The following is a 25214-nucleotide window of genomic DNA, read 5'->3' on the forward strand; positions in this document are numbered from 1 at the left end:
ATCGCCCGACTGGCCCGAGAGGGCAAGGCCGAAGTGCCGGTTTATGCGATCGGCGCAGACCGTCGGGTAGCCACCCGGCCATTCGATGTCGACGGATCGCCAATCTTCGTAGCCGAGGGGATCTTCGCGGCCGAGATCGTGGCCGAGTGCCGGCGGCTCGGGCTGCTCGCCGGGGCGTACGCGCTGCGCCGCCCGCGCGGCGCGACGTTCCTGCGCCGCCTCGCCCGGGATCTCGCCGAGCAGCGCAAGGCGCCCCGGGTGCTGCTCCGGCGCGGGGTCGCGCTGCTGCGCGCCGAGCCGGCCGTGCTGCGCCGGCAGACCGGGCTGGGCGCCGAGGCGGCCCGCGCCGGGCAGGTGCTGCGCGGGGTGGCCGCGCTGCTCTCCGGCCACCCCCGCCAGTCGTGATCAGCCGATCATCTCGGCGTACGCCGGCTTGATCACCTCGTCGATGATCCGCAGCCGCTCGTCGAACGGGATGAACGCGCTCTTCATCGCGTTGATGGTGAACCACTGGAGTTCCTTCCAGCCGTAGCCGAAGGCCTCCACCAGCAGCGCCATCTCCCGCGACATCGAGGTGCCGCTCATCAGCCGGTTGTCGGTGTTCACCGTCACCCGGAACCGCAGGTCCCGCAGCAGCCCGATCGGGTGGTCGGCGATCGAGGCCGCCGCACCGGTCTGCACGTTCGACGACGGGCACAGCTCCAGCGGGATGCGCTTGTCCCGCACGTACGCGGCCAGCCGGCCCAGCACCGGCGGGTTGCCCGGGGTGATGTCGTCGACGATGCGTACGCCGTGGCCGAGCCGGTCGGCGCCGCACCACTGGATCGCCTGCCAGATGGACGGCAGGCCGAACGCCTCACCGGCGTGGATGGTGAAGTGGAAGTTCTCCCGCTGGAGGTACTCGAACGCGTCCAGGTGCCGGGTGGGCGGGAAGCCCGCCTCGGCGCCGGCGATGTCGAAGCCGACCACCCCGGTGTCCCGGTGCCGTACGGCCAGCTCGGCGATCTCCTGCGAGCGGGCCGCGTGCCGCATCGCGGTCAGCAGCGTGCCGATCCGGATCGGGGTGCCCGCCTCGGCGGCCAGCGCGCTGCCCTCCCGGAACCCGGTGACCACCGCGTCGACCACCTGGTCCAGGGTCAGGTTCTGCTCCAGGTGCTGCTCCGGCGCGAACCGCACCTCGGCGTAGACCACACCGTCGGCGGCCAGGTCCAGCGCGCACTCGCGGGCGACCCGGCGCAACGCGGTGGCGGTCTGCATGACCGCCACCGTGTGCGCGAACGTCTCCAGGTAGCGCTCCAGCGAGCCGGAGTTCGCCGCCTCGGTGAACCAGACGCCGAGCGCCGCCGGATCGGTGGTGGGCAGTTCGTGGCCGATCTCGGCGGCCAGCTCGACGATCGTCGCGGGCCGCAGGCCGCCGTCGAGGTGATCGTGCAGCAGCGCCTTCGGGACCTTGACGATGTCCTCGTACGAGATTGCGACCATGCTCAGACCCTAGTCACCCCCGGTACGGCCGCGGCGGTGGACCGGGCCGGTCAGGGCCGCCAGCCGTACACCCGCTCCACCGCGAGCCGCAGGACCACCCGTCCGTCGGCCACCATGGCGGCCCGGTAGGCGGCCCAGTCCGGGTGCTCGCCGCGGATCCGCCGGTACACCTCGACCAGCTCGTCGACGGTCGCGTCGTCGGTGGCGGCGGCCGGTGGGGTGAGCGTCACAGTGCCCTCGGCGACCGCGTACGCCCCGCCGTCGGCGGTGGTCACGTGGAAGCTGGCCCGCGGGTCGCGGCGCAGGTTGCGCACCTTGGCCCGGTCACCTGTGGTGGAGCAGCGGATCAGGCCCGGCTCGGCCAGGTAGTCGAGGTTGGACAGCTGGGGCCGGCCGTCTCGGCGCAGCGTGACGAGCACCCCGCGCCCGCGCTCGCCGAACAGCTCCCAGAGCCGCGCGTTCATGCGTTCACCCGCAGCGGCGCGAGCGCGGCGGCCAGCCGGGCGAGCTGATCCAGCATGAGCGCGGCGGCCTCCTCCCGGCCCGGGTCGGGTCGCAGTTCGCCGGACTCGTCCAGCGCCTGCCGCAGGAAGACCACGACCTGGTCGTTGACCGGGGTCATGTTCAGCGTGGTGACCACCTGCTTGATCATCTGCACGGCGCGCAGACCGCCGGAGGTCATGCCGTAGCTGACGAAGCCCACCGGCTTGTGCTGCCACTCGTGGTAGAGGTAGTCGATCGCGTTCTTCAGCGGCGCGCTGAAGCCGTAGTTGTACTCCGGCATCACCAGGACGAAGGCGTCCGCGGCGTCGATCTCGGCGCTCCAGGCGCGGGTGTGCTCGTGCAGGTAGACCCGCTCGGACGGGTGGTGCGGCTCGTCGTGGAAGGGCAACCCGATCTCGGCCAGGTCGAGGAGGCGTACCTCGTCGAAGCCGGCGTGCCGGACGGCGGCCGCGGTGAACCAGTCACCGATGCGACGGCCGACCCGGCCGGGGCGGGTGCTGGCGACGACGACGTTCAGGCGGGGCATGGTGAGGTCACTCCTGTCGGGGCGGCGGCCGGGGCCGGCGTGGTGAGTCGGGGAACGAACCAGGCGACGATCGGCCCGATGCCGATTGCGTAGAGCAGGGTGCCGGGGCCGACGGCGCCGCCGAGCAGCCAGCCGGCCGCCAGCACCGTCACCTCGATCCCGGTGCGGGCGGGGCCGAGCGGCAGGCCGCGGGCGGCCAGACCGGTCATCAGCCCGTCCCGCGGGCCGGGGCCGAGCCGGGCACCGAGGTAGAGCGCGGTGGCGAGGCCGTTGAGCAGGACGCCCGCGACCAGCAGGCCGATCCGGCCGGCGAGCGGACCGACTGGCGGCAGCACTGCCAGCGTCGCGTCGAGGGCCAGGCCGACGAGCGCGACGTTCGCCACGGTGCCGACGCCCGGGCGCTGCCGCAGCGGGATCCACAGCAGCAGCACCAGCAGCGCCACGCCGTTGACCAGCAGGCCCATCGGCAGGCCGGTGCGGTCGGCGAGGCCCTGGTGCAGCACGTCCCAGGACGCGAGCCCGAGGTCGGCGCGGACCATCAGCGCGACGCTGACGCCGAAGAGAGCCAGGCCGGTGAACAGTCGCACCAGCCGGGACGGCAGTTTGGTTGACATGTCATCAACCTAGGCCGCAACTTGGTGACATGTCAACAACACCGGTAGGATCGGCACATGGACGAACCGCGCTGGCTGGACGAGCAGGAGAACCGCGCGTGGCGCGGCTACCGCCGCATGCGCCGCCTGCTCGACCTGGAGCTGGCCCGGGAGCTGATGCAGGACGCCGGTCTGTCCGAGCCCGACTACGACGTCCTGAGCGACCTGTCCGAGACGCCTGAACAACGACTACGGCTCAGCGAACTCGCCGACCGGATGCTCTGGTCCCGCAGCCGCCTGTCCCACCACATCTCCCGGATGCAGCAACGCGGCCTGGTCACCCGGGAGGAGTGCGCCACCGACGGCCGCGGCTCGGTCGTCGTCCTCACCCCGGCCGGGCGCCAGGCCATCGAGGCCGCCGCGCCGGGCCACGTGGCGGCCGTCCGCCGGCACCTGATCGACCTGCTCACCCCGGCCGAGGTGGCCGTGCTCGGCACGCTCAGCCAGCGGGTGGTCGGCCACCTTACCGGCCGCCCCACCGGCCGCCCGGAAACGGAGGGCTGAGCCGTGGACGACCACGTCCTGTCCCGGCTGCGCTGCCCGGTCTGCGCCGAACCGCTCGCCGAGACCACCGCCGGCACCGCACGCGCCCTGCGCTGCCCGCGCGGGCACAGCTTCGACATCGCCCGCCAGGGATACGTCAACCTGCTCGCCGGCCGCGCCCCGCACACCGGGGACAGCGCCGAGATGGTCGCCGCCCGCGCCGGCTTCCTCGCCGCCGGCCACTACGACGCCGTCGCCGCCGCGCTGGCGACCACAGCGGTACGCGTCGCGGGCTCCGGCCCGTACCCCCTGGTGGTCGATGCCGGCGCCGGGACCGGGCACTACCTCGCGGCGGTGCTGGCGGCGCTGCCGGACGCCGCCGGCCTGGCCCTGGACGTCTCCAAGCCGGCGCTGCGCCGCGCGGCCCGGGCCCACCCGCGGGCCGCCGCCGCGCTGGCCGACACCTGGCAGCGGCTGCCGCTGGCCGACCGGTCCACCGCCGTGCTGCTGAACGTGTTCGCGCCGCGCAACGGCCCGGAGTTCCACCGGGTGCTCGACCCGGGCGGCGCACTGCTGGTGGTCACCCCCGCCGCCGACCACCTCACCGAACTCGTCGACGCGCTGGACCTGCTGCGGGTGGACCCGGACAAGGCCGACCGCGTCGCCGGCAGCCTCGGCGCCCACTTCACCGAGGAGTCCGCGACCGGGCACCGGGCCCGGCTCGTGCTGACCCGCGCCGAGGTCACCACGCTCGTCGGGATGGGACCGAGCGCCTGGCACGCCGACCCGCAACGGCTCGCCGCGCGCATCGCCGCGCTGCCCGAGCCGGTCGCGGTCACGCTCTCGGTCCGGCTCGGCGTGCACCGCCCGCGCTGACCCGGCTCAGGTGGAGAGGTCGACCTCTTCCCAGCCCGGCGGCTCGTCGTGGTACGGCCCGCGCAGCACCACCGCCCACTCCAGCGCCCACCGGCGCTGCCCGATCGCGTTCGCGTCCACCAGCCCCGGCAGCGCGCGGCCGGCCTTCTCGGTCTCCAGGTACGCCCAGTCGAGGCAGTAGTGCAGGTCGAGCAGGGCCGCGGCGTCACCGGGATGTTGCGGCGCGGCCAGGATCCGGGCCCGCCACTGACCGAACGTCTCCCCCGCGACCAGATTCGGCATCCGCTCGACCAGCCGCTCGTCCACCGGCACCGTCGGGTCCAGCTCCTTTGCGAGTCCGAGCACCCAGGCCAGTGCGAACAGCGCGTCGTGATGCAGCACGAACGACCTGTGGTCGCCCCGGCCGCCCATCACGAACTGCCACTCCGGCGGCGTCACCGAGTCGACCAGGTGCGACTCCAGCAGCCAGCCCATCGCCGCCTGCGCGGGCATCCCGAAGCAGCGGGCCAGGATCACGTGCAGCACCGCGATCCGCGCCTCGATCTCCGGGGTGGGACGCAGTTCGATCTCGTCGCCCGGCTCCCACACCAGCGGGAACTGCGGCGGCGGCAGCGGAAGACCCAGCCGGGACAACTCGTCCAGGCTCGCCTCCCGGACGGCCCGGGGATCGGGAGCGGGTACGCGCACGGTCAAGCCCCTGTCTGCTCACCTCGGCTCGTCGCCGGCCGATCCCCCCTGGCCTGGGAGGATAGCGGCTCCGGCCGGGCCGGCACCATGGCCGGTCCCGGTCAGCCGATCCGCTCGACGACCAGCGGCGTCGCGTCCGGCGCGTCCGGCGCGATCCGAACCGCCCGGCGCGCCTCGTCCAGCGCGGCCGGGATCCGCTCGGCGTGCTCGGCGCGCAGCTCGAACAGCGGGTCACCGGCGCGCACCCGGTCGCCCGGACGCCGGTGCAGCACCACGCCGGCCGGGATGCTCACCGGGTCCTCCTTGCGGGCCCGGCCCGCGCCCAGCCGCCAGGCGGCCACCCCGATCGCGTACGCGTCGACCTCGGCGACCCAGCCGTCCTCGGTCGCGGTGACCACCTCGACCTCGTTCGCGACCGGCATCGGGGCGTCCGGGTCACCGCCCTGCGCCCGGATCATCGTGCGCCAGGAGTCCATCGCCCGGCCGTCCCGCAGCGCCGCTGCCGGGTCGGCGTCCGGCAGGCCGGCCGCGTCGAGCATCTCCCGGGCCAGCGCCAGCGTCAGCTCCACCACGTCGGCCGGACCACCACCGGCGAGCACCTCCACCGACTCGGTCACCTCGACCGCGTTGCCCACCGCCAGGCCGAGCGGGGTGGACATGTCGGTGAGCAGGGCGACCGTCCGTACGCCGTGCGCGCCGCCCAGCTCGACCATGGTGCGGGCCAGCTCGCGGGCGTCGTCGACGTTCTTCATGAACGCGCCGGAGCCGACCTTCACGTCGAGCACCAGCGCGCCGGTCCCCTCGGCGATCTTCTTACTCATGATCGAGCTGGCGATCAGCGGGATCGCCTCGACCGTGCCGGTGACGTCGCGCAGCGCGTACAGCTTGCGGTCGGCCGGGGCGAGCCCGTCGCCGGCCGCGCAGATCACCGCGCCCACGTCGCGGAGCTGGGCGATGAACTCGTCGTTGGTGAGCGCGGCCCGCCAGCCCGGGATCGACTCCAGCTTGTCCAGCGTGCCGCCGGTGTGGCCCAGACCCCGGCCGGACAACTGCGGCACGGCCGCGCCGCACGCGGCCACCAGCGGGGTCAGCGGCAGGGTGATCTTGTCGCCGACGCCGCCGGTGGAGTGCTTGTCCACAGTCGGCCGGGACACCGGCGACAGGTCGAGCCGCTCGCCGCTGGCGATCATGGCGGCGGTCCACCGGGCGATCTCCGGCGCGGTCATGCCGCGCAGCAGGATCGCCATGGCCAACGCCGACATCTGCTCGTCGGCGACCACACCCTTGGTGTACGCGTCGACCACCCAGTCGATCTGCCCGTCGCTCAGCACACCCCCGTCCCGCTTGGCCCGGATGACGTCAACCGCCGTAAAAGCACTCACTTCTCAAGATCCAATCAATTTGATCGCGCGTGGCCGCACCGACCGCGAACGGTGACTGTCGAGGAATCGGGCCGACCGTGACCGGCGGAGGGATCAAGCCTGACCGCCCGGAGCCGGGCACGGTCGGCCCGATTCCCCCAGCTCAACCCCACGTCAACCGACTCAACCCCAGCGAACCGGAATCTCCGACGGAGGCTCACCCTCACCAGCCCAGAAGATCGTCCCCGAGGCGTCCACCACGACCACGCGCGGCGTCCGCGCCAGCCCCCACTCGATCGCCTCGGCCGGGTCGTCCCAGGTCGAGCCCTCCTCCAGCACGCCGGTCTCGGCATCGGTGGTCCGACCGGACGACCGCTCCCAGTACGCCGTCCAGACCTGCTGCCCGGCGGACAGGTCGGGGTGCACGAACACGGTGCCCCGGCCCCGCCAGGCGGCCAGCCGGTCCGGCACCACAGGCACCGGATGCTCGCCGGTCACCGCCTCGATGTCGGCCACGTCGAAGGCGTGCGGCAGCAGCTCGGCCATCCGCAGCGGCCCGCCCTTCGCCTCGACCAGGCACTCCGGCCCGCCCTGCTCCCAGAGCAGCTGCCGGCAGCGGCCGCACGGCATCAGCGGCTCACCTGTGGCGTCGACGCAGGACAGCGCCACGATCCGTCCGCCGCCGGTCGCGTGCAGCTGCGAGACCACGCCGCACTCGGCGCAGAGCGTGACGCCGTAGCCGGCGTTCTCCACGTTGCAGCCGACCACGACCCGGCCGTCGTCGACGAGCGCGGCGGCACCCACCGGGAACTTCGAGTACGGCACGTAGGCGTGCCGCATGACCTCGGTGGCGGCGGTACGCAACCGCTCCCAGTCGATCTCCATCACGACTCCCATTCTGCCCAATTAACGCCGATCGGTCGCGGGCACGGCCGGAGACGACGATGCCCGGCGGGTCGCCCCGCCGGGCACTGTGTCGCAGCGGGCGGTCAGCCCTTGATGTACGGCTTGCCGTCGGCGGCCGGCGCCCGGACCTTGCCGACCAGCCCGGCCACGGCCAGGATCGTCGCCAGGTACGGCAGCATCGCCAGGAACTGGCTCGGGATGCTGCTGCCGATCGCGCCCAGGTAGGTGGCGAGCTGGTCGGCGAAGCCGAAGAACAGCGCCGCGAGCAGCGCGCCGGTCGGGCTCCACCGGCCGAAGATCAGCGCGGCCAGGGCGATGAAGCCCTTACCGCCGATCATGTTCTTGGTGAACGAGTAGAGCGCCAGCGTGTACGAGGCGCCGCCGACACCGGCCACCAGACCGGCCAGGATCACGTTGCGGTAGCGCAGCCGCAGCACCTTCACGCCCAGCGTGTCCGCGGCGGTCGGGTGCTCGCCGACCGAACGGGTCCGCAGGCCCCACCGGGTACGGAACAGCGCCAGGTGGATGACGAGCACCAGCAGCAGGCCGACGTAGAGGAAGATGTTGCCCCGGAACAGCGCCGGGCCGATCAGCGGGATGTCGGACAGCAGCGGGATCTCCCAGTTGCTGAACCGGGGCGCGCTGTTGTACTTCGCCGCATCGGTCTGCATCAGCCGCTCGTAGAGGAAGCCGGTGATGCCGACCGCGAGCAGGTTGAGCACGATGCCCATGACCACCTGGTCGACCAGGTAGCGGATGGAGAACACGGCCAGCAGCAGCGAGATGAACGCGCCGCCGATCGCGGCGGCCACCAGGCCGACCCAGACGCTGCCGGACATGCTGCCGAACAGCGCGCCGGAGAAGGCGCCCATCAGGAGCTGGCCCTCGATCGCCACGTTCACCACGCCGGAACGCTCGCAGAGCACACCGGCGAGCGCACCGAAGATCAGCGGCAGGGCCAGGATGAACGTGCCGCGGACGACGTTCACCAGCGGCATGAAGTTGCGGCCCTCGGGCGCGGCGGAGACCTGCCAGCACAGGAAGCTCAGCACGAAGGCGACCAGCCCGGCGCCGAGCAGCAGCGTGAACCAGCGCTTCGGCACACCGGCCAGCAGGGCGCCTCCGGCCGCGGCGGTGATCAGCCCGAACAGGATCGCGCCGACCGTGCCGTTGATCTCCAGGGCGGCCCCGCCCTCGGTCTCGCTGAGCGTGAACCGCGCGTGCTGGTCGGTCGCGAGCGCGCCGAACAGCACCGCCGCGAGCACGCCGAGCGCCAGCAGGACCACGCCGATCTTCCGGTTACGGGTCCAGAAACCCTCGTCGACCGCGGTGACGGCGACCTCGGGGACAGCGGTGGTGGACATGCTCACCAGCCCTTCGCGAGGCTCGTCTGCAACCGGGCGGCGCGGGCCGCCCGGAGCTGGAAGATCGTCTTCACCAGGGCAGGCGCGGCGATGAAGATGACGATGAGCGCCTGGAGCACGGTGACCAGTTCCAGCGAGATGCCGGAGTACGACTGCATCCGGTTGCCGCCGGCTTGGAGCGCGCCGAACAGCAGCGCGGCCAGCAGCACGCCCCACGGCTTCACGCGGCCGAGCAGCGCGACCAGGATGCCGTCGAAGCCGATCTGCGCGATCACCAGCGGGGTCAGCGCGGTCGCCGTGGTGCCGAGCACCATGGTCGAGCCGCCGAGGCCGGCCAGCATGCCCGCGAGCACCATCACCAGCACGTAGGTCTTGGTCACGCTGATGCCGGCGGTGCGGGCCGCGTCCGGGTTCGCGCCCACGGCCCGCAGCTCGAAGCCGAGCGTGGAGCGGTTGAGCAGCCAGGCGATGAACCAGGTCGCCGCCACCGCGAGCAGGATGCCGGCGTGCACCCGCAGGTCGTCGCCGAGCAGGCGGGGCAGCTGCGCGGAGGACTCGACCGGCTTGCTGATCGCGTCCGACCGGTTCGGGTTCTGCACCCCGTTCTGGACGATGATCCAGGACAGGAAGTAGACCGCCACGTAGTTGAGCATGATCGTGTTGATCACCTCGTGCGCGCCGGCCCGTGCCTTCAGGATGCCGGGGATGAAGCCCCAGAGCGCGCCGCCGAGCGCGCCGGCGATCAGCGCCACCAGCAGGTGCACGACGGGCGGCAGCGGCAGCGCGAAGCCGGCCACGGCGGCCAGGATGACGGCAATCGTCGCCTGGCCCTGGGCGCCGATGTTGAACAGGCCACCGCGGAAGGCGAGCGCCACCGACAGGCCGGTGAAGACGAGCGGCGCGGCGTAGGTGAGCGTCTCCGAGATCGGGCTCAGGGCGGCGGTGAAGCCGACCGCGTCCGGGTCGAAGATCGCGCCCTTGAACAGGTTCGCGTACGCCTCGCTGACCACCGTCCAGCTGGCGTTCAGCGCGTCGGCGGGCCGGGCGGTGATGTAGCCGTAGGTGGCGAGCACCTCCGGGTCGGACACGATGATCAGCACCGCGCCGACCACCATCGCCAGCAGCACCGCGAGCACTGTCACGGTGAACGTGTTCGCCGCCCAGAGGTTGTCCAGGAAGAGCCGGCCCATGCCGGGGCGGTTGTCCGTGCCCGGAGCCGGCTTCTTCGCGGTCGCGGTGGCTGGCACCGTCTGCTCGGTGTCACCGGCCGGCTGCGTCGGCGTCTCCCGGGCCTCGCTCAGCGACTCCTGCGCCTCGGTCGCCGGCTCCTTGTCCGGCGAGCCCGAGACGGGGTTCGGGTTGGTCATGCCTCGTCCTCGTTGCCAGGGCCGTCCTCGGTCGCGGTGGCGGCGTCCGGGGTGGCGGCGTCCGGGGTGATGCCGGCCATCAGCAGGCCGATCTCCTCGCGCGGGGTGTCCGGGCCGACGATGCCGATGATCCGGCCGCGGTACATGACCGCGATCCGGTCGGCCAGGCCGATCACCTCGTCCAGTTCGCTGGAGACCACCATGACCGCGGTGCCGATGTCCCGCTCGCGGATGACCCGGCTGTGGATGAACTCGATCGAGCCGACGTCCACACCCCGGGTGGGCTGGGCGGCGATGAAGAGCTTCAGCGGCCGGGACAGCTCCCGGGCCACGATCACCTTCTGCTGGTTGCCGCCGGAGAGCGTGCCGACCGCCGCGTCGGCCGAGGAGGTACGGACGTCGAACTGCTCGATCCGCTCCCGCGCCGACTTGGCGATGGCGTCGGGCTTGAGCGACAGGCCCTTGCCGAAGGGCGGCCGGTCGTAGATGTCCAGCACCAGGTTCTCCGCCACGGAGAACTCCTTGACCAGGCCGTCCACGCTGCGGTCCTCCGGCACGTAGCCGACACCGGCGCGGAGCACCTTCTTGGTCGACCAGCCGTGCGTCGGCTCGCCGTCGAGGTTGATCGTGCCGGCGAGCACCGGGCGCAGGCCCATGATCGCCTCGATCAGCTCCGTCTGGCCGTTGCCCTGCACGCCCGCCACGCCGAGCACCTCGCCGGCGTGCACGGTCAGGTCGACGCCGTCGACCGCGCGTACCTGCCGGTCGTCGTCCACGACCAGGCCGGAGACCTCAAGGATCGGCTTGCCGGGGGTGGCCGGCTTCTTGTCCACGGTCAGCCGGACGCTGCGACCCACCATCAGCGCGGCCAGCTCGTCCCGGCTGGCGCTCGGCTCGGCGGTGCCGACCGTCCGGCCACGCCGGATCACGGTGATCCGGTCGGCGATGGCCTTCACCTCGCCCAGCTTGTGGGTGATGAACACGATCGACTTGCCGGCGGCCTTGAGCGACCGCATGACGGTGAGTAGTTCCTCGGTCTCCTGCGGCGTGAGCACGGCCGTGGGCTCGTCGAGGATCAGCAGGTCGACGTCGCGGGTGAGGGCCTTGACGATCTCCACCCGCTGCTGGATGCCGACCGGCAGGTCCTCGATCACCGCGTCCGGGTCGACCCGCAGGTTGTACCGCTCGGAGACCTCCGCGACCTCGCGCCGGGCACGCCGCCGGTCGAGGATGCCGGCGAAGGGCCCCTTGACCTGCTCGGCGCCGAGCATCACGTTCTCGGCCACGGTGAAGACCGGCACCAGCATGAAGTGCTGGTGCACCATCCCGATCCCGGCGGCGATCGCGTCCGACGGGCCCTTCAGCTTCAGCGGCTTGCCGTCGACCAGGATCTCGCCCTCGTCCGGCTGGTAGAGGCCGTAGAGCACGTTCATCAGGGTCGACTTGCCGGCGCCGTTCTCGCCGAGCAGGGCGTGGATCTCTCCAGGCTCCACCGTCAGGTCGATGTGGTCGTTGGCGACCAGATCACCGAACCGTTTGGTGATGCCGCGCAGTTCGAGTCTCAGCGCAACCTCCTGGAGTGCGAGCGATGGTGCAGCGTAGCGACCTGCCGCGCCGCCACCACGCCGGGTGGGGATGTTTCGGGGGATTCAAGGTGATCGGCCGCCCCGGCGCCGGGGGTACCTTCCCCGTTGCGCCGGGACGGCCGGATCGTCAAACCTGGTGCCCGCCGGCCCCCGCTGCCGATGATGACACCGCGGCGGCCGGCGGAACCGTCACTTGGTCGGCTGGGCCTTCGAGGTGACGGTGATGGTGCCGGCGGCGATGTCCGCCTTGATCTTGTCGACCTCGGCCTTCAGGTCCGCCGGGACCTTGCTGTCGAAGTCGTGGTACGGGGCGATCGAGACGCCGTCGTTGGCCAGCGTGCCCACGAAGCCCGGGGTGGCCTCGAGCTTCTCGCCACCGGCGGCCTTCAGCGCGGCCTCCTTGACGGCGTCCGGGATGTTCTTGACCACGGTGGTCAGGATCGCCGAGCAGTCCGGGGTGCTCTCGCAGCCGTCGATGTCCACCCAGACGACCGAGTACTTGCCACCCGAGGCCTTGGCCGCGGAGGTGGTGCCGAGACCGGCGCCACCGGCGACCGGCATCACGATGTCGGCGCCCTGCGCGACGAGCGCGTCGGAGACCTTCTTGCCCTCGTCCTGCTTCTCGAACGAGTTGGCGAAGGAGCCCTTCTGGGCGGCCTTGTCCCAGCCCAGGACCTGGACGTTCTTGCTCTTGGCCTTGTTGTAGTACGCCACGCCGTCGGCGAAGCCGTCCATGAAGATGGTGACCGGCGGGATCGGCAGGCCGCCGTAGGTGCCGACCTTGCCGGCCTTGCTCATCCCGGCGGCCAGGTAGCCGGCCTGGAACCCCGCCTGCGCGGTGTCGAACTGCATCGGGTAGACGTTCGACACACCCGGGTTGGCGTCGACGATGGCGAACTGCTGGTTCGGGTTCTTCTCAGCCGCCGCCTTGGTGGCGTCCGACATCAGGCCACCGACGGCCAGGATGAAGTCGCACTTCTGGTTGACGAACCCGGTCAGGTTGACCTCGTAGTCCGCCTCGGCCTTCGACTGGACGTACTTGATGTCGATCTTGTCGTTCTCCTTCTTCGCCTCCTGCAGGCCCTTCCAGGCCGAGGCGTTGAAGGACTTGTCGTCGACGCCGCCGACGTCGGTCACCATGCAGGCGCTGAACTTCTTGCCGCCGTCGCCGCCGGCGTTGTTGTCATCGTCCGGAGCCTCACCACATGCGGCAGCGCCCAGCACGAGTCCACCCGCCGCAATGACGGAGGCGATCCGCATCCCACGCACAGAGCGCAAGACGTCTCCTTCCCCTTGCACACCGCGTCGTGCGCGGCGTGCAGCCCTTCGCCGGCCTGCGATGTGCGGCCGGCGTCCCACGTTACGGACGGGAGCGTACGCCCGCGCCCACCCACCGGCCGACAATCGTGCACGACTGTTGAGCGTCCGTTACCCCGGTGTAACCCTTGCGTGGGGCACGTCACTTATCCGGCCGGTAGGCGTGCGCGGCAGTGTCGCGAACGTCCGTTTTCCCGAGCTTCCCCGACTTCCGGCGAACTAACGCCAGAACACCGCGACGGCCGCGTTGACCAGCGTCAACCCGACGATCGCGAGGAAGTGGCCACGGTTGACGGTCTCCCGCTTCCGGGAGAAGAAGACCATGACGAAGATGAGCAGCGCGAGCACCAACTTGGTAACAAGTTTCGCCGGGGCCGGCTCGTCCCCGTCCCGCAGCGGAGCGGACAGCCCGATGCCGGTGAGGATCTGGATGATCGCGCCCCAGAGCATGGCCGCGTTGATCCGCAGCCGGCCGGTGACGTACTGGGCGATCGCACCACCGAGCAGCAGCGCGAAGCCGATCAGATGGACGTAGAGAAGGATCAGTCGAAGAGCTTCCACGCGCCCCATCCTCCCCCATCAACGACGCAACGTAGTAGTCACCCCGCCGACCTGCCGTCATACCGTGACCCGCCCTTCCGCCCCCTCCCCCGCGATCTTGCAGTTACCGCCCCGGCATCCGCGACGAATGCCGCGCGACACGGGCCGGAACCGCAAGATCGCGGGGAGGGCGAGGTCAGCGCAGGTGCCAGACCTGGAACGTGGGGCCGTCCGCGGGGAGGATGACCGTGCCGTCGGCGTCTGGGCGGAGGGCGGGGGCGTCGCCGTAGACGTTGTCTCCGGCGCCCACGCCGGTCAGGCGGACCGGGGAGCCGGGGGCGCGTCGCGCCAGCACCAGCACCGTCGAGGTGGGCGCCTCGCGCAGGAAGACCAGCGTGTCCGCGTCCGCGTGCACCCACCGCAGGCCGCCGTGCCGCAACGCGGGCTCGTCGCGGCGCAACGTCAGCAACGACCGGTACGCGTCGAACGTGCGCCGGTCCCAGCTCTCCGGCCGGTGCCACGGCATCGGCGTACGCGAGCCCTCCCCGTTCGTACCGGTCAGGCCCAGCTCGTCCCCGGCGAAGACCACCGGCGTGCCGGGCATGGTGGCGAGCAGTCCGGCCGCCACCTCCTGCCGGGCCGCGTCGCCGACCACCGTGCGGATCCGGGCCGAGTCGTGCGAGCCGAGCAGCTGCCACGAGTGCGTGTACGACCGCCAGGACACCAACGACCGGTACGCGTTCATGGTGGCGAGCACCGCGGCCGCGTCGCGCCGCCGTACCCCGCCCGGGGTGCCGAGGAAGTTCGGCACCGGGTCGTCGCCGTGACGCAGCCAGGACCAGACCGGGTCGGTGAAGCCGACGTAGTTCATCGTCCCGTGCCAGCCGTCGCGGTCCAGGTCACCGGTGTGGTCGTGGCCGTGCTCGGCGAGCAGCAGCCCGTCCGGGCGGGTTTCGGCGACCACCTCGCGCAGCAGCCGCGCCACCTCGTGGGTGTACGCGTCCGCACCGCGCCGTCCGGTCATGTTCGCCACGTCGACCCGCCAGCCGTCCAGCCCGTACGGCGGGCGCAGCCAGCGGCGCAGCAGCGAGTCCTCGGCGGTGGCGAACCGGCGGCGCAGCTCCGCGCTGCCCCAGTTCAGCTTCGGCAGCGACTTCACCCCGTTCCACGACTCGTAGTCCGAGCCGGGCAGGTCGAAGTAGTACAGCTCGCGTTCCGGCGCGTTCACGTCCGAGACGGCGGCGGTGAACCAGTGGTGGGCGTCGCCGGTGTGGTTGCTGGTGATGTCGCCGAGCAGCCGCCAGCCGCGGGCGTGCACCGCGTCGGCGAGCCGGGCCAGCGCCGCGTCGCCGCCGAGCAGCGGATCGACTGTGTCGAAGCTCGACGCGTCATACCTGTGGTTGGAGCGCGCCGGGAAGACCGGCGTGAGGTAGACGGTGTTGACGCCGAGCCGGTCCAGGTGGTCCAGGCGCTCGGTGACGCCGTCGAGGTCGCCGCCGTAGAACTGGCGGGGCGTCTCCGGGCCGCGCCCGATGACCGGGGTGTCCCAGTCGCACGGGATCGCCCAGTCCGGCGCGGTCCGGCCGTCCGCGGCGGCCGAGCGGGCGAACCGGTCCGGGAAGATCTGATAGATCACGGCGTCGCGCGCCCAGGCCGGCGGCGGGGCGTAGCCGACCAGCTTGAAGTCGCCGTTGTCCGGCACGTCGTGGCCGGACAGCCCGGCCGCGTTGAGCCAGCTGGTGCCGCGTTCGCCGTCGAGCAGGAAGCGGTAGTTGCTGACCGGGTTGCGGACCTCGACGTCGGCCCGCCACCACACGTCGCCGCCGTCGGTGCGGTCGATCCGCGCCTCGGCGAAGCGCGGCTCGCCGTCGCCGGTGGTGCGCACGTGCACCTGGGAGACGCCGGATCCGGCCGGCACCCGGACGAAGACGGGGACGGTCTGCCCGAGCGCGGGCTCCTGCTCCGGGACATAGGTGGCGGAGCCGTCGTGGTGCGGCTGAAGAGACATGGTGCTGCCTTTCGCGTCGTACCGACAGGGAGAGGGGGCGGGCACCCGCCGCGGCCGGTTCACCCGACCGCGGCGGTCCGCCCGGAAACCGCTCCGGTGTACGCCGACACGACGCCCTTGCCGCAGCGTGAGCCGAGGAGGCTCAGCCCTTTACCGCTCCGGAGGTGAGTCCGGAGACGATGTAGCGCTGGAGCAGTTGGAACACCAGCACCGTCGGGATCGCGGTGAGCAGCGTGCCCGCCGCGAACATCCCGAAGTTGTTGTTGCGCTCGCCCGCTACCAGGCCGTACATGCCGACCGCGAGCGTCTTCGCCTCGGGTTCGGTGAGGAACACGTTGGCGATGATGAACTCGTTGATCGACCCGATGAACGCGAGCAGGCCGGTCACCGCCAGGATCGGCGCCACCAGCGGCAACATGATCCGGAAGAAGACCTGTACGTGCGACGCGCCGTCCATGGTCGCCGACTCGTCCAGCTCCTTCGGCAGCGTGTCGAAGAAGCCCTTCATCAGCCAGGTGTTCGCGCCCAGCGCGCCACCCATGTAGAGCAGGAACAGGCCCCACGGGGTGTTGAACCCGATCGCCGGGTAGAGGTCGGTGAGCGTGGTGAAGATCAGGAAGATCGCCACGATCGCCAGGAACTGCGGGAACATCTGGATCAGTAGCAGCGCGAGCAGGCCGACCCGGCGTCCGGCGAAGCGCATCCGGGAGAACGCGTACGCCGCCAGCGACGACAGGAAGATCGACGCGAAGCTGGCCACGCCGGCGAGCAGCAGCGAGTTGAGGAACCAGTGGCCGAACGCGGTCTTGTCGAACAGGTTGGTGAAGTTCTCCAGCGACATCCCGGTCGGCAGCAGCTCGGTGGAGGAGAGCGTGCCGAGCGGGTTGAACGCCGCCGAGATCACGAACAGGATCGGGAAGAGGCTGAACGCCACCGCCAGCACTCCCACCACGTGCCGCCAGCCCACCTGCGCGAACCAGCGGCCGCGCGAGCGGCGGGCCGGCTTGCGGGTGGCCGTGGGCGTGGGCGTCTCCGCGAGGGTGGTCACGAGTACACCTCCTCCTGCTTGCGGGTCCGGCGGAAGCTGATCGCCGACACCGTCGCCACGATCGCGAAGATGAAGATCGAGACGGTGGCGGCCAGGCCGAACTCGGCGCCCTGCGCGCCGAACGCGAGCCGGTACGTGTAGGTGATCAGCAGGTCCGTGGCACCGTTCGTCGGGTTGTCCGGCGCGAAGGGGCCGCCCTCGGTGGTGAACAGGATCGCGTTGACGTTGTTGAAGTTGAACGCGAACGACGCGATCAGCAGCGGCGACAGCGCCACCAGCAGCAGCGGCAGGGTGACCGCACGGAACGACTGCCAGGGCGACGCGCCGTCGACCGAGGTGGCCTCGGTCAGCTCCCGCGGGATGGCCTGCAACGCGCCGGTGGCGACCAGGAACATGTACGGGTAGCCGAGCCAGAGCTGCACCAGGATCACCGCGATGCGGGCCGACCAGTTACCCCCGAACCAGTCGACGTCCAGCCCGAACAGGTTGTTGAGCAGGCCGAAGTCGGTGTTGAACATGTCCCGCCAGATCAGCAGCATGGCGAACGACGGCATGGCGTACGGCAGGATCAGCAGCACCCGGTAGAGGTTCGTGCCGCGCATCCGGGGTGAGTGCAGCGCGAGCGCGATGGCCATGCCGAGCAGGAACGTCAGCCCGGTGGAGCCGATCGCGAACGCGAAGTTCCAGGCCAGCGTGCCGAAGAACGGGCCGGAGATGTTCGGGTCGGTGAGCACCGTGGCGAAGTTCTTCAGCCCGACGTTTACCTTCCAGCCCTGGGCGAGGCGCTCGCCGTCGGCGGCGACGAAGGAGCCGGACTCCTCGTCGGCGGTCCACGTCTTGCCGGTCTCGCTGTCCTTGACGCAGTCGCACCCCGCGTCGTACGCCCGGATCGCCTTGCCCTCGTACGCGCGGGTCAGGCCGTTGGAGCGGATGGCGCCGTCGTCGGTGGGCACGATGAGCGCGGTGACCGCGTCGCTTCTGCCGCTGGCCTGCCCGATGTTCAGCACTGTGTAGCCGTCGGCGTCGGTGATCTTGCCGCTGAGGCTGCTGACCGTGACGTCGGCGGGGTCGAGCTTGCGCAGCCCGTCCGCGTCCCCGGCGAAGACCTCCTTGGTCTTCGGGTCGCTGAGCAGGAAGGTCAGGGAGCCGGTCGCCGGGTCGCCGGTGGTGGCGATGGTGAGGTTGTACTCGGTCGAGCCGGGCACCTGCTTCACCGAGGAGGTCTGCACGGCGACGATCGCGTCGTCCTTGCTGCCACGGTGGCCGTCGCCGAAGTTCGTGAACGCGGTGCTCGCGGTGTAGAGCACCGGGAAGACCTGGAACGCGATCAGGAAGAGCGTGCCGGGGACCAGGTACTTGGCCGGGATGTGCCGGCGGCTCAGGTAGAGGTAGAACAGGCCGGCGGTGGTGACCGCCAGGACGCCCAGCGCGATCCAGTGTTCGGCCTCGATGAGCGGGAAGGCCGCCCAGATCGCGATCCCGGCCACCAGGCCGAGCAGGACCACCTTGACGACGAGGCCGGTCGCGGTGATCGGCGCGTGTTGCCGCGCGGTACGGGACGTGCGCGGGAGCCCACGGCGTACGGGCTCCCGGCCCGGGGCCTGCGGTGCAGACCCCGGGCCGGACAGCGGCGCGCTCATTACTTGATCTGACCCTGGATGGTCTTGCCGGCGGCCGTGATCGTCTTGGCCGGGTCGGCGCCGCCGATGATGGCGGCCTCGGCCTTGCCGAACGGGTCCCAGATCGCGGCCATGGCCGGGATCGCCGGGAGCACCTGGCCGTTCTTGCCGGCCTCGGAGAACTTGGCCAGGTCCGCGTCCTCGCCCTTGACCTGGTCGAAGGCGGCGGTCAGCGCCGGCGGGCGCGGCTCGGCCTTGTACAGCGCGACGGCCAGCTCGGGCTTGGTCACGTAGTTGGTGACGAACTCCTGGGCCAGGGCCTTGTTCTTGCCCTTGGCGGCCACGTAGAACGCCTGGACGCCCACGAACGGCTGGGCCTCCTGGCCGCCGGCGAAGCCGGGGACCGGGGAGATGTCGTAGGAGATGTTGGCCTTCTTGGCGTCGGCCACGGCCCACGGGCCGGAGACCAGGAACGCGCACTTCTTGCCGGTGAAGGTGGCGATCGAGTTCTCGCCGGTGATGGAGCGCTTCAGCGCACCCTCGCCCTTCTCACCCAGCTTGGCGATCTTCTGGAAGGCAGCGATCGACTCCGGCTTGCCCACGCCCAGGTCCTTCGGGTCGTAGTCGCCGTTCGCAGTGGTGCCGAACAGGTAGCCGCCGCCGGAGGTGTAGAGCGGGTAGATGTGGTACGCGTCGCCGTTCTGGCCGGACTGCAGGCACAGGATCTCGCTGGCCTTCTTCTCGGCCTTGAGCTTCTTGCCGGTGGCGACCAGGTCCTCGATCGTCTTCGGCGCCTCGGGGGCCAGCTCGGTGTTGCGGATCAGCGCGACGTTCTCGGTGGCGTAGGGCACGCCGTAGAGCTGGCCGTTGAACGTGACGGCCTTGATGGCGGTCTCGTTGAAGCCGGCCTTCTGCTCGGCCGGGAGCTGCACCGGGTCGATGGCGCCGTTCTGGACCAGGTTGCCGATCCAGTCGTGCGCGCCAACCACGACGTCCGGGCCGCTGCCCTGCTGCGAGGCGGTGACGAAGTTGGTCTGCAGGTCCTTGGAGACGGCCTGGACCTCGACGGTCACGCCGTTCTCCTTGCCGAACTCCTCGGCGAACGGCTTGAGGGCGGCCGTGCGCTTGTCGTCGGCCCAGATCACCAGCTTGCCGCCGGTCGCCTTGGCGGACTCGTCGGCGGCCGGCTTGTCGCTGCCGCTGTCACCACAGCCGGAGGCGGCGAGCGCCAGGCCGAGGACGGCGACCACACCCGCGGTACGGATGCGCATCGGTACTCCTGTCGTCATGGCGGCCCGCCGGGGGAAGGGCGGCCCGCCAGTGGGAACCTCTGAAAGTTCTTGCTGACCGGCGCCGAGATGCTGCGCCGCTGCTCTCGCATGTTGCGGGGACGTTAGCAAGAGGTTGCAGAGAATGGAAGGGCTTGCAGAAGTGTACGCAAGACTTTGCCGTTGGGCTAAAGTGCCGCACATGCGCGCTCGACTGTCCGACATCGCCCAACAGGCTGAAGTCAGCGAGGCCACGGTGTCGCGGGTGCTCAACGACCGCCCCGGTGTGGCCCCCGAAACCCGCCAGGCCGTCCTCACCGCCCTCGATGTGCTCGGCTACGAGCGCCCCGCCCGGCTGCGCAAGCGCAGCGCCGGACTGGTCGGCCTGGTCGTGCCGGAGCTGGACAACCCGATCTTCCCGGCGTTCGCCCAGATCATCGAGTCCGCGCTCGCCCCCACCGGCTACACACCGGTGCTCTGCACGCAGACCCCTGGTGGCGTACGCGAGGACGAGTACGTGGAGATGCTGCTGGACCGGCAGGTCTCCGGCATCGTCTTCGTCTCCGGCCTGCACGCCGACACCGCCGCGGACCACGACCGCTACCGCACGCTGCTGGCCCGGCCGCTGCCGATCGTCATGATCAACGGGTACGCGCCCGGCATCCCCGCGCCGTTCGTCTCCTGCGACGACAGGGAGTCCGCCGAACTCGCGGTCGCCCACCTGGTCGCGCTCGGACACCGCCGGATCGGCCTGATCACCGGCCCGGACCGGTTCGTGCCGGTGCAGCGCAAGGTCGCCGGATACAAGGCGGCGATGGGGCGCCTGACCGACATCACCTCCGCCGAGCTGGCCGACCTGACCGAGCTGTCCCTGTTCGGCGTGGAGGGCGGCGAGGCCGCCGCCGGCCGGCTCATCGAGCGTGGCGTCACCGGACTGGTCTGCGGCTCCGACCTGATGGCGCTCGGCGCGATCCGGGCCGCCCGCCAACGCGGGCTGTCGGTCCCCGGCGACATCTCCGTGGTCGGGTACGACGACTCCCCGCTGATGGCGTTCACCGATCCGCCGCTGACCACGGTGCGCCAGCCGGTCGCCGCCATGGCCGTGGCCGCGGTCCGGGCCCTGGTCGACGAGATCAACGGCCACCCCTCCCCGAACTCCGAGTACCTGTTCCGCCCGGAGCTGGTGGTACGCGGCTCGACAGCGGTGGCGAAGCCCGCGGCTCCCCCCACCCGCCAGCGCCCCGCCACCCCCACCCCGTCCCTCCCCATCCCCGCCTGACCCCCCGGCGCCCTCCCTTCTCCCTGGCCCTTCCCGGCCCCCTCCGGCCCCTACCCGGGTTGATCAAGGAGTTCGCGTCCAAGTCGATCTCCCTCCCGGACACAAACCCCTTGATCACCGCCCCGGGTCAGGCCGGCCCTCGACGCGGCGCGGGTGGGGTTTCCCGGGATTCGGGAGGAGAGTGCCGGGTGGCGGCGGGTGATGGCTGTCATTTCTTGCGCAAGGAATGCTTGACTCTTGCAGTGCAAGGGCGGCATTCTGCTCAGACACCCTGCGCCGCACCAGAAGCCGCCACAGAACGGGATCGACAGCGATGACCTCCGCCCCCAGCACCACCCCACGCACCACCGACGACGACTGGTGGCGGTCCGCTGTCGTCTACCAGGTGTACGTCCGCAGCTTCGCCGACGCGAACGCCGACGGTGTGGGTGACCTCCAGGGCATCCGGCAGCGCCTGCCGTACCTGCGCGACCTCGGCGTGGACGCGCTCTGGCTGACGCCGTTCTACACCTCGCCGCAGGTCGACGCCGGCTACGACGTGGCTGACTACCGCGATGTCGACCCGCTGTTCGGCAACCTGACCGACTTCGACGAGATGATCACCGACGCGCACGCGCTCGGCCTGCGCATCATCGTCGACATGGTGCCGAACCACACCTCCAGCGCGCACCCGTGGTTCACCGCGGCGCTCGCCGCCGGACCCGGTTCGCCGGAGCGTGAGCGCTACCTGTTCGCCGACGGCAAGGGCGAGCAGGGCGAGCTGCCGCCGAACGACTGGGAGAGCATCTTCGGCGGCCCGGCATGGACGCGCGTGGTCGACGGCCAGTGGTACCTGCACCTGTTCGACCCGGCCCAGCCCGACCTGAACTGGCGCCACCCGGAGGTGCGGGCCGAGTTCGAGGACGTGCTGCGCTTCTGGCTGGACCGGGGCGTGGACGGCTTCCGGATCGACGTGGCGCACGGGATGATCAAGGCCGAGGGCCTGCCGGACGTCGGCTTCAACTCGATGACCACCGGCCAGCGCCAGTCCGAGCTGCTGGGCAAGGGCCGGCTGCCGTACTTCGACCAGGACGAGGTGCACGACATCTACCGCGCCTGGCGGCCGATCCTGGACAGCTACCCCGGTGGCCGGATGGCGGTCGCCGAGGCGTGGGCCGAGACCCCGCAGCGGCTCGCCCGCTACATCGGCCCGGACGAGCTGCACCAGGCGTTCAGCTTCGACTTCCTCGACGCCACCTGGTCGGCCGACTCGTTCCGCAAGGTGATCGACACCGCGCTGGCCGAGTCCACGATCGTGGGCGCGCCGACCACCTGGGTGCTCTCCAACCACGACCGGCAGCGGCACGTCACCCGGTACGGCGACGGCGAGGTCGGTCTGCGCCGCGCCCGCGCCGCCGCGCTGCTGATGTTCGCGCTGCCCGGCTGCGCGTACGTCTACCAGGGCGAGGAACTGGGCCTGCCGGAGGTGCTGGACCTCCCCGACGAGCTGCGTCAGGACCCCGCGTTCCGGCGTACCGGGGAGAGCCGGGACGGCTGCCGCGTGCCGATCCCGTGGGGCGGCGAGCTGCCCCCGTACGGCTTCGGGCCGGACGGCAGCGAGCTGAGCTGGCTGCCGGCGCCGGCGACCTGGCGGTCGTTGTCGGTGGCCGCCCAGACCGGTGCGGCCGGGTCGACGCTGGAGCTGTACCGGACGGCGCTGCGCATCCGGCACGAGCACCCGGCGCTGGCCGGCCTGGACGGCATCACCTGGCTGGAGACCGAGCCCGGCGTCCTGGCGTTCCGCCGCACCGCCGGCGACGCCCAGGTGACCTGCGTGGTGAACATCAGCGGCGCCGACGTGACGGTGAGCGGCTACGGCCGCCCGCTCGTCGCCAGCGCCGACCTCACCGAGCGGGGCGACGGGTACGTCCTGCCGGTGGACGCGGCTGCGTGGTTCGAACGGCGCTGAGCCGGGTAACCCGCCAACGACCTGGCCGTCCGTTGTGCCCCGCGCCGACGGGCGGCTGGGCTGCCGACCCCTTGTGGTGGGGGGTGAGGTGCCCCGGCCCCTCGGGACTGCGCTCCCGGGGGGCCGGTGTCCATCGGGGAGCACGGGGTACCACCGGGGGATGACCGCACACGTGGCGCAATACACCCTCGACGTCACCGACCTGGACCTGATGGCGCGGTTCTGGTCGGCCGCCCTCGGCTACACCGTCTCCCAGGGCGACGACGGCAACGCGAAGCTCTATCCACCGCCGGACCGGCCCGGACCGACCGTCTGGTTGCAGGGCTGCGGCACACCGAAGCCCGGCAAGAACCGGCTACACCTGGATCTGGTCGCCGACGGCGGCCAGGCCGCCGAGGTCGACCGGCTGCTCGGACTCGGGGCGCGACGCGCCGACGTCGGGCAGACCGGCGCGGAGGGCTTCGTGGTGCTCGTCGACCCGGAGGACAACGAGTTCTGCGTGCTCGACGGGCCGCCGCGCTGAGCGTCCTCAGCCGCCCTTGGCGGTGAGCAGCGCGGCGATCCGGGCGAACCCGGCCCGGATCTCCTCCCGGTCGGGCGCCTTCGCCGGCTCGGGCTCCGGCTCGCGCTCGGCGGCCAGTTCCAGCTCCTCGTCGATGACGTCCTCGAAGTCGCCGTAGAGATCCGCCTGGTCGGCCTGCGCCGCCTCGTCCTCGGCGGCGATCTGCGCGGCGGCGATCTCGCTGCGGATCTCCTCGGGCGTGAGCGCCGGCAGCAGCGGCTCCACCACCGCCATCAGGTGCTCGTCGGCCACCACCGCTTCGGCCAGCGCCAGCGCGTGCGGTCGCTCGTACGGGCCGCAGACCACCGGCTCCCAGTCGTCCTCGGCGCCGAGCGGGCCGAACGTGATGATCCACGGCAGGCCCCGGATCGGGGAGTCGTCCGGCAGGTCCAGAGTCACGAGTGCGCCCACAGGCACATCATTGTCGTCGCGCGCCGGCCCGGGGAACGCAAACATCGGACTCTCCCCGCTTCGGGGACCACGCTCAGCCACGCGTACCGGCGTCCAGCGCCGCACGGACCAGCGCGACCGCCCGCTCCGCCGGGACGCCCAGGCGACGCGCCTCGGCGGCGTACTCGGCCGCGGCCCGCTGCAGCCGGTCGGTGGCGTCGTCCCGGCCGGGGGCCACCACTGTGCCGTGCCGGCCGCGCGTCTCCACCAGCCCGGCGCCCTCCAGCTCCCGGTACGCCCGCGCCACCGTGTTCACCGCCAGCCCCAGGTCGGCGGCGAGCTGCCGCACCGCCGGAAGCCGGGTGCCCACCGGCAGCCGCCCGTCACCGATACGTGCGGCGAACTGCGCCCGCACCTGCTCGTACGGCGGCACCGCCGACTCCGCGTCGATCCGGATCCGCGCGTTCATCCCGCTCCCCCCGGTGTTCCCGGTTCGGTCTCCTCGTCGAGCACGTCCGCCTCCACGTCCACCTCCCGGGCACCGCCCTCGGCCAGGTCCACCACCCGGCCGTACCGGCTGGTGGCGGCCAGCGCGGCGCCGAAGAGCACCAGCTGGTTGAGCAGGTAGAGGTAGAGCAGCAGGCCCACGGCGGTGGCGACCACCGTGTACGCGGGGTTCCGCTCGGTGCGTACCACGTAGTAGCGCCCGACGGTGTTGAGCAGGGTGATCCCGACGGCGACGGTCAGCACCGCCGGGCGCAGCCGGCGCCGGCTCATCCGCAGCCGCGGCACTGCGAGCAGCAGCGCGGAGGCGAGCACGGCGTTGACGAGCACGCTCAGCACCGCGCTGACGGTGGTCAGGCCCACCGAGCCGGTGCTGCGCAGCAGGAAGCGCAGCAGCGACTCCAGCGCGTCCACGGCGGCGACCGAGACGAACAGCAGCACGAAGACCGCGACCAGCACGCCCAGGTCGACCAGGCGCCGCACCACCAGGTTGCCCGGCTGCTGGTTGAAGCCGTACATCAGCCGTTGCGAGGAGCGGATCGCCTCCACCCAGGCGATGCCGGTGAAGACCAGGATGACCAGGCCGATCACGCCGACTGTGCCACTGCTCTCGGCGATCAGCGCCGGGTCGAGGAAGGGCAGGTTCTCCTCCAGGAAGTCGGCCGCCGCGCGGCTGACCTCCTCGTTGTCGCGCAGCACCGCGCCGAAGACCCAGTACGCGACGAGCGCGAGCGCGAACACGGCGAAGAAGCCGTAGTACGCGATGGCGGCGGCGAGCCGCCCGGCGAGCAGGTCGGCGTAGAGCGTCCCGGCCAGCCATACGTGGTCGAAGGCCGACGAGCGGCCCCGGGCCGCGTCGATGCGGCGCCCCACCGCCGCCTCGATCCGGCCGAAGACGTTCACCCCGTCATCCTCGCCGATCTCCGCCCGTGGTGG

25 protein-coding genes are annotated in these 25214 nt (G+C 71.6%); 6 read left to right on the forward strand and 19 right to left on the reverse strand.

Annotated features, from left to right (window positions below):
* Positions 1-138: 138 nt before the first annotated feature.
* Positions 139-405 carry a hypothetical protein gene (locus Q3W68_RS04395; RefSeq protein ID WP_228531240.1) on the forward strand — a complete coding sequence of 89 codons (267 nt, stop codon included), beginning with the start codon at positions 139-141 and terminating at the stop codon, positions 403-405.
* Here Q3W68_RS04395 and Q3W68_RS04400 read toward each other — a convergent pair whose 3' ends face one another.
* Genes Q3W68_RS04400 through Q3W68_RS04415 form a run of 4 tightly spaced genes read right to left on the reverse strand, consistent with a single transcriptional unit; the run spans position 406 to position 3126 of the window.
* Complete coding sequence (locus Q3W68_RS04400; protein WP_302904202.1) at positions 406-1482, reverse strand: adenosine deaminase; 1077 nt, start codon at positions 1480-1482, stop codon at positions 406-408.
* A gap of 50 nt (positions 1483-1532) precedes the next feature.
* Positions 1533-1946 (reverse strand): PPOX class F420-dependent oxidoreductase, encoded by a 414-nt coding sequence (locus Q3W68_RS04405; RefSeq protein ID WP_302904203.1) that lies wholly within the window; start codon positions 1944-1946, stop codon positions 1533-1535.
* Positions 1943-2512: an NADPH-dependent FMN reductase gene (locus Q3W68_RS04410; RefSeq protein ID WP_302904204.1), complete on the reverse strand. Its 570-nt coding sequence runs from the start codon at positions 2510-2512 to the stop codon at positions 1943-1945. The genes Q3W68_RS04405 and Q3W68_RS04410 overlap by 4 nt, the downstream gene beginning before the upstream one ends.
* Entirely contained in the window at positions 2500-3126 is a 627-nt protein-coding gene (locus Q3W68_RS04415) for a YitT family protein (RefSeq protein ID WP_302904205.1), read from the reverse strand. Before Q3W68_RS04415 ends, Q3W68_RS04410 begins: the two co-directional genes overlap by 13 nt.
* Before the next feature lie 57 nt (positions 3127-3183).
* On the opposite strand from Q3W68_RS04415, the gene Q3W68_RS04420 reads away from it, so the two are divergent.
* Both Q3W68_RS04420 and Q3W68_RS04425 read left to right on the forward strand, forming a co-directional pair.
* The gene (locus tag Q3W68_RS04420) at positions 3184-3669 is read left to right on the forward strand and encodes a MarR family winged helix-turn-helix transcriptional regulator (protein WP_302904206.1); all 486 of its coding nucleotides are present in this window, start codon (positions 3184-3186) and stop codon (positions 3667-3669) included.
* A 3-nt stretch (positions 3670-3672) separates the two neighbouring features.
* Positions 3673-4524 (forward strand): putative RNA methyltransferase, encoded by an 852-nt coding sequence (locus tag Q3W68_RS04425; protein ID WP_302904207.1) that lies wholly within the window; start codon positions 3673-3675, stop codon positions 4522-4524.
* A 6-nt stretch (positions 4525-4530) separates the two neighbouring features.
* On the opposite strand, the gene Q3W68_RS04430 is transcribed toward Q3W68_RS04425, so the two are convergent.
* From Q3W68_RS04430 to Q3W68_RS04485, 12 genes are all read right to left on the reverse strand, one after another.
* Positions 4531-5211, reverse strand: a complete 681-nt coding sequence (locus Q3W68_RS04430; RefSeq protein WP_302904208.1) for a DUF4272 domain-containing protein — start codon at positions 5209-5211, stop codon at positions 4531-4533.
* A gap of 101 nt (positions 5212-5312) precedes the next feature.
* Positions 5313-6593 carry a thymidine phosphorylase gene (locus Q3W68_RS04435; protein WP_302904209.1) on the reverse strand — a complete coding sequence of 427 codons (1281 nt, stop codon included), beginning with the start codon at positions 6591-6593 and terminating at the stop codon, positions 5313-5315.
* Between the two features lie 162 nt (positions 6594-6755).
* Positions 6756-7457 carry a cytidine deaminase gene (locus tag Q3W68_RS04440; RefSeq protein WP_302904952.1) on the reverse strand — a complete coding sequence of 234 codons (702 nt, stop codon included), beginning with the start codon at positions 7455-7457 and terminating at the stop codon, positions 6756-6758.
* Between the two features lie 104 nt (positions 7458-7561).
* Entirely contained in the window at positions 7562-8842 is a 1281-nt protein-coding gene (locus tag Q3W68_RS04445; RefSeq protein WP_302904210.1) for an ABC transporter permease, read from the reverse strand.
* A 2-nt stretch (positions 8843-8844) separates the two neighbouring features.
* Positions 8845-10209, reverse strand: coding sequence for an ABC transporter permease (locus Q3W68_RS04450; RefSeq protein ID WP_302904211.1), 1365 nt, complete (start codon positions 10207-10209; stop codon positions 8845-8847).
* A complete protein-coding gene (locus tag Q3W68_RS04455; RefSeq protein ID WP_368045727.1) occupies positions 10206-11774 on the reverse strand; it encodes an ABC transporter ATP-binding protein in 1569 nt (522 codons plus the stop codon). The genes Q3W68_RS04450 and Q3W68_RS04455 overlap by 4 nt, the downstream gene beginning before the upstream one ends.
* Before the next feature lie 210 nt (positions 11775-11984).
* Positions 11985-13055, reverse strand: coding sequence for a BMP family protein (locus Q3W68_RS04460; protein WP_302904954.1), 1071 nt, complete (start codon positions 13053-13055; stop codon positions 11985-11987).
* 276 nt (positions 13056-13331) lie between these two features.
* Positions 13332-13673, reverse strand: a complete 342-nt coding sequence (locus Q3W68_RS04465) for a hypothetical protein (RefSeq protein ID WP_013283976.1) — start codon at positions 13671-13673, stop codon at positions 13332-13334.
* 175 nt (positions 13674-13848) lie between these two features.
* Complete coding sequence (locus Q3W68_RS04470) at positions 13849-15660, reverse strand: glycoside hydrolase family 13 protein (protein WP_302904212.1); 1812 nt, start codon at positions 15658-15660, stop codon at positions 13849-13851.
* Positions 15661-15802: 142 nt separating this feature from the next.
* The gene (locus Q3W68_RS04475; RefSeq protein WP_302904213.1) at positions 15803-16708 is read right to left on the reverse strand and encodes a sugar ABC transporter permease; all 906 of its coding nucleotides are present in this window, start codon (positions 16706-16708) and stop codon (positions 15803-15805) included.
* Positions 16705-18348, reverse strand: coding sequence for an ABC transporter permease subunit (locus Q3W68_RS04480; protein ID WP_302904214.1), 1644 nt, complete (start codon positions 18346-18348; stop codon positions 16705-16707). Before Q3W68_RS04480 ends, Q3W68_RS04475 begins: the two co-directional genes overlap by 4 nt.
* A complete protein-coding gene (locus Q3W68_RS04485; RefSeq protein WP_302904215.1) occupies positions 18348-19598 on the reverse strand; it encodes a maltose ABC transporter substrate-binding protein in 1251 nt (416 codons plus the stop codon). Before Q3W68_RS04485 ends, Q3W68_RS04480 begins: the two co-directional genes overlap by 1 nt.
* A gap of 199 nt (positions 19599-19797) precedes the next feature.
* On the opposite strand from Q3W68_RS04485, the gene Q3W68_RS04490 reads away from it, so the two are divergent.
* From Q3W68_RS04490 to Q3W68_RS04500, 3 genes are all read left to right on the forward strand, one after another.
* Positions 19798-20874, forward strand: a complete 1077-nt coding sequence (locus Q3W68_RS04490) for a LacI family DNA-binding transcriptional regulator (protein WP_302904216.1) — start codon at positions 19798-19800, stop codon at positions 20872-20874.
* A 313-nt stretch (positions 20875-21187) separates the two neighbouring features.
* Entirely contained in the window at positions 21188-22822 is a 1635-nt protein-coding gene (locus Q3W68_RS04495; RefSeq protein WP_302904217.1) for a glycoside hydrolase family 13 protein, read from the forward strand.
* A 160-nt stretch (positions 22823-22982) separates the two neighbouring features.
* Positions 22983-23345: a VOC family protein gene (locus Q3W68_RS04500; RefSeq protein WP_302904218.1), complete on the forward strand. Its 363-nt coding sequence runs from the start codon at positions 22983-22985 to the stop codon at positions 23343-23345.
* Positions 23346-23351: 6 nt separating this feature from the next.
* Here the strand turns inward: Q3W68_RS04500 and Q3W68_RS04505 are convergent, their stop codons facing one another.
* The 3 genes from Q3W68_RS04505 to Q3W68_RS04515 form a co-directional block, all read right to left on the reverse strand.
* Positions 23352-23795: a hypothetical protein gene (locus tag Q3W68_RS04505; RefSeq protein WP_302904219.1), complete on the reverse strand. Its 444-nt coding sequence runs from the start codon at positions 23793-23795 to the stop codon at positions 23352-23354.
* A 73-nt stretch (positions 23796-23868) separates the two neighbouring features.
* The gene (locus Q3W68_RS04510; protein WP_302904220.1) at positions 23869-24243 is read right to left on the reverse strand and encodes a GntR family transcriptional regulator; all 375 of its coding nucleotides are present in this window, start codon (positions 24241-24243) and stop codon (positions 23869-23871) included.
* On the reverse strand, positions 24240-25181 hold the full coding sequence (locus Q3W68_RS04515; RefSeq protein ID WP_302904221.1) for a YihY/virulence factor BrkB family protein: 942 nt from the start codon (positions 25179-25181) through the stop codon (positions 24240-24242). Before Q3W68_RS04515 ends, Q3W68_RS04510 begins: the two co-directional genes overlap by 4 nt.
* Positions 25182-25214: the final 33 nt, after the last annotated feature.

The organism is Micromonospora sp. C28ISP2-4 (assembly GCF_030519385.1).
GTDB lineage: Bacteria > Actinomycetota > Actinomycetes > Mycobacteriales > Micromonosporaceae > Micromonospora > Micromonospora tulbaghiae.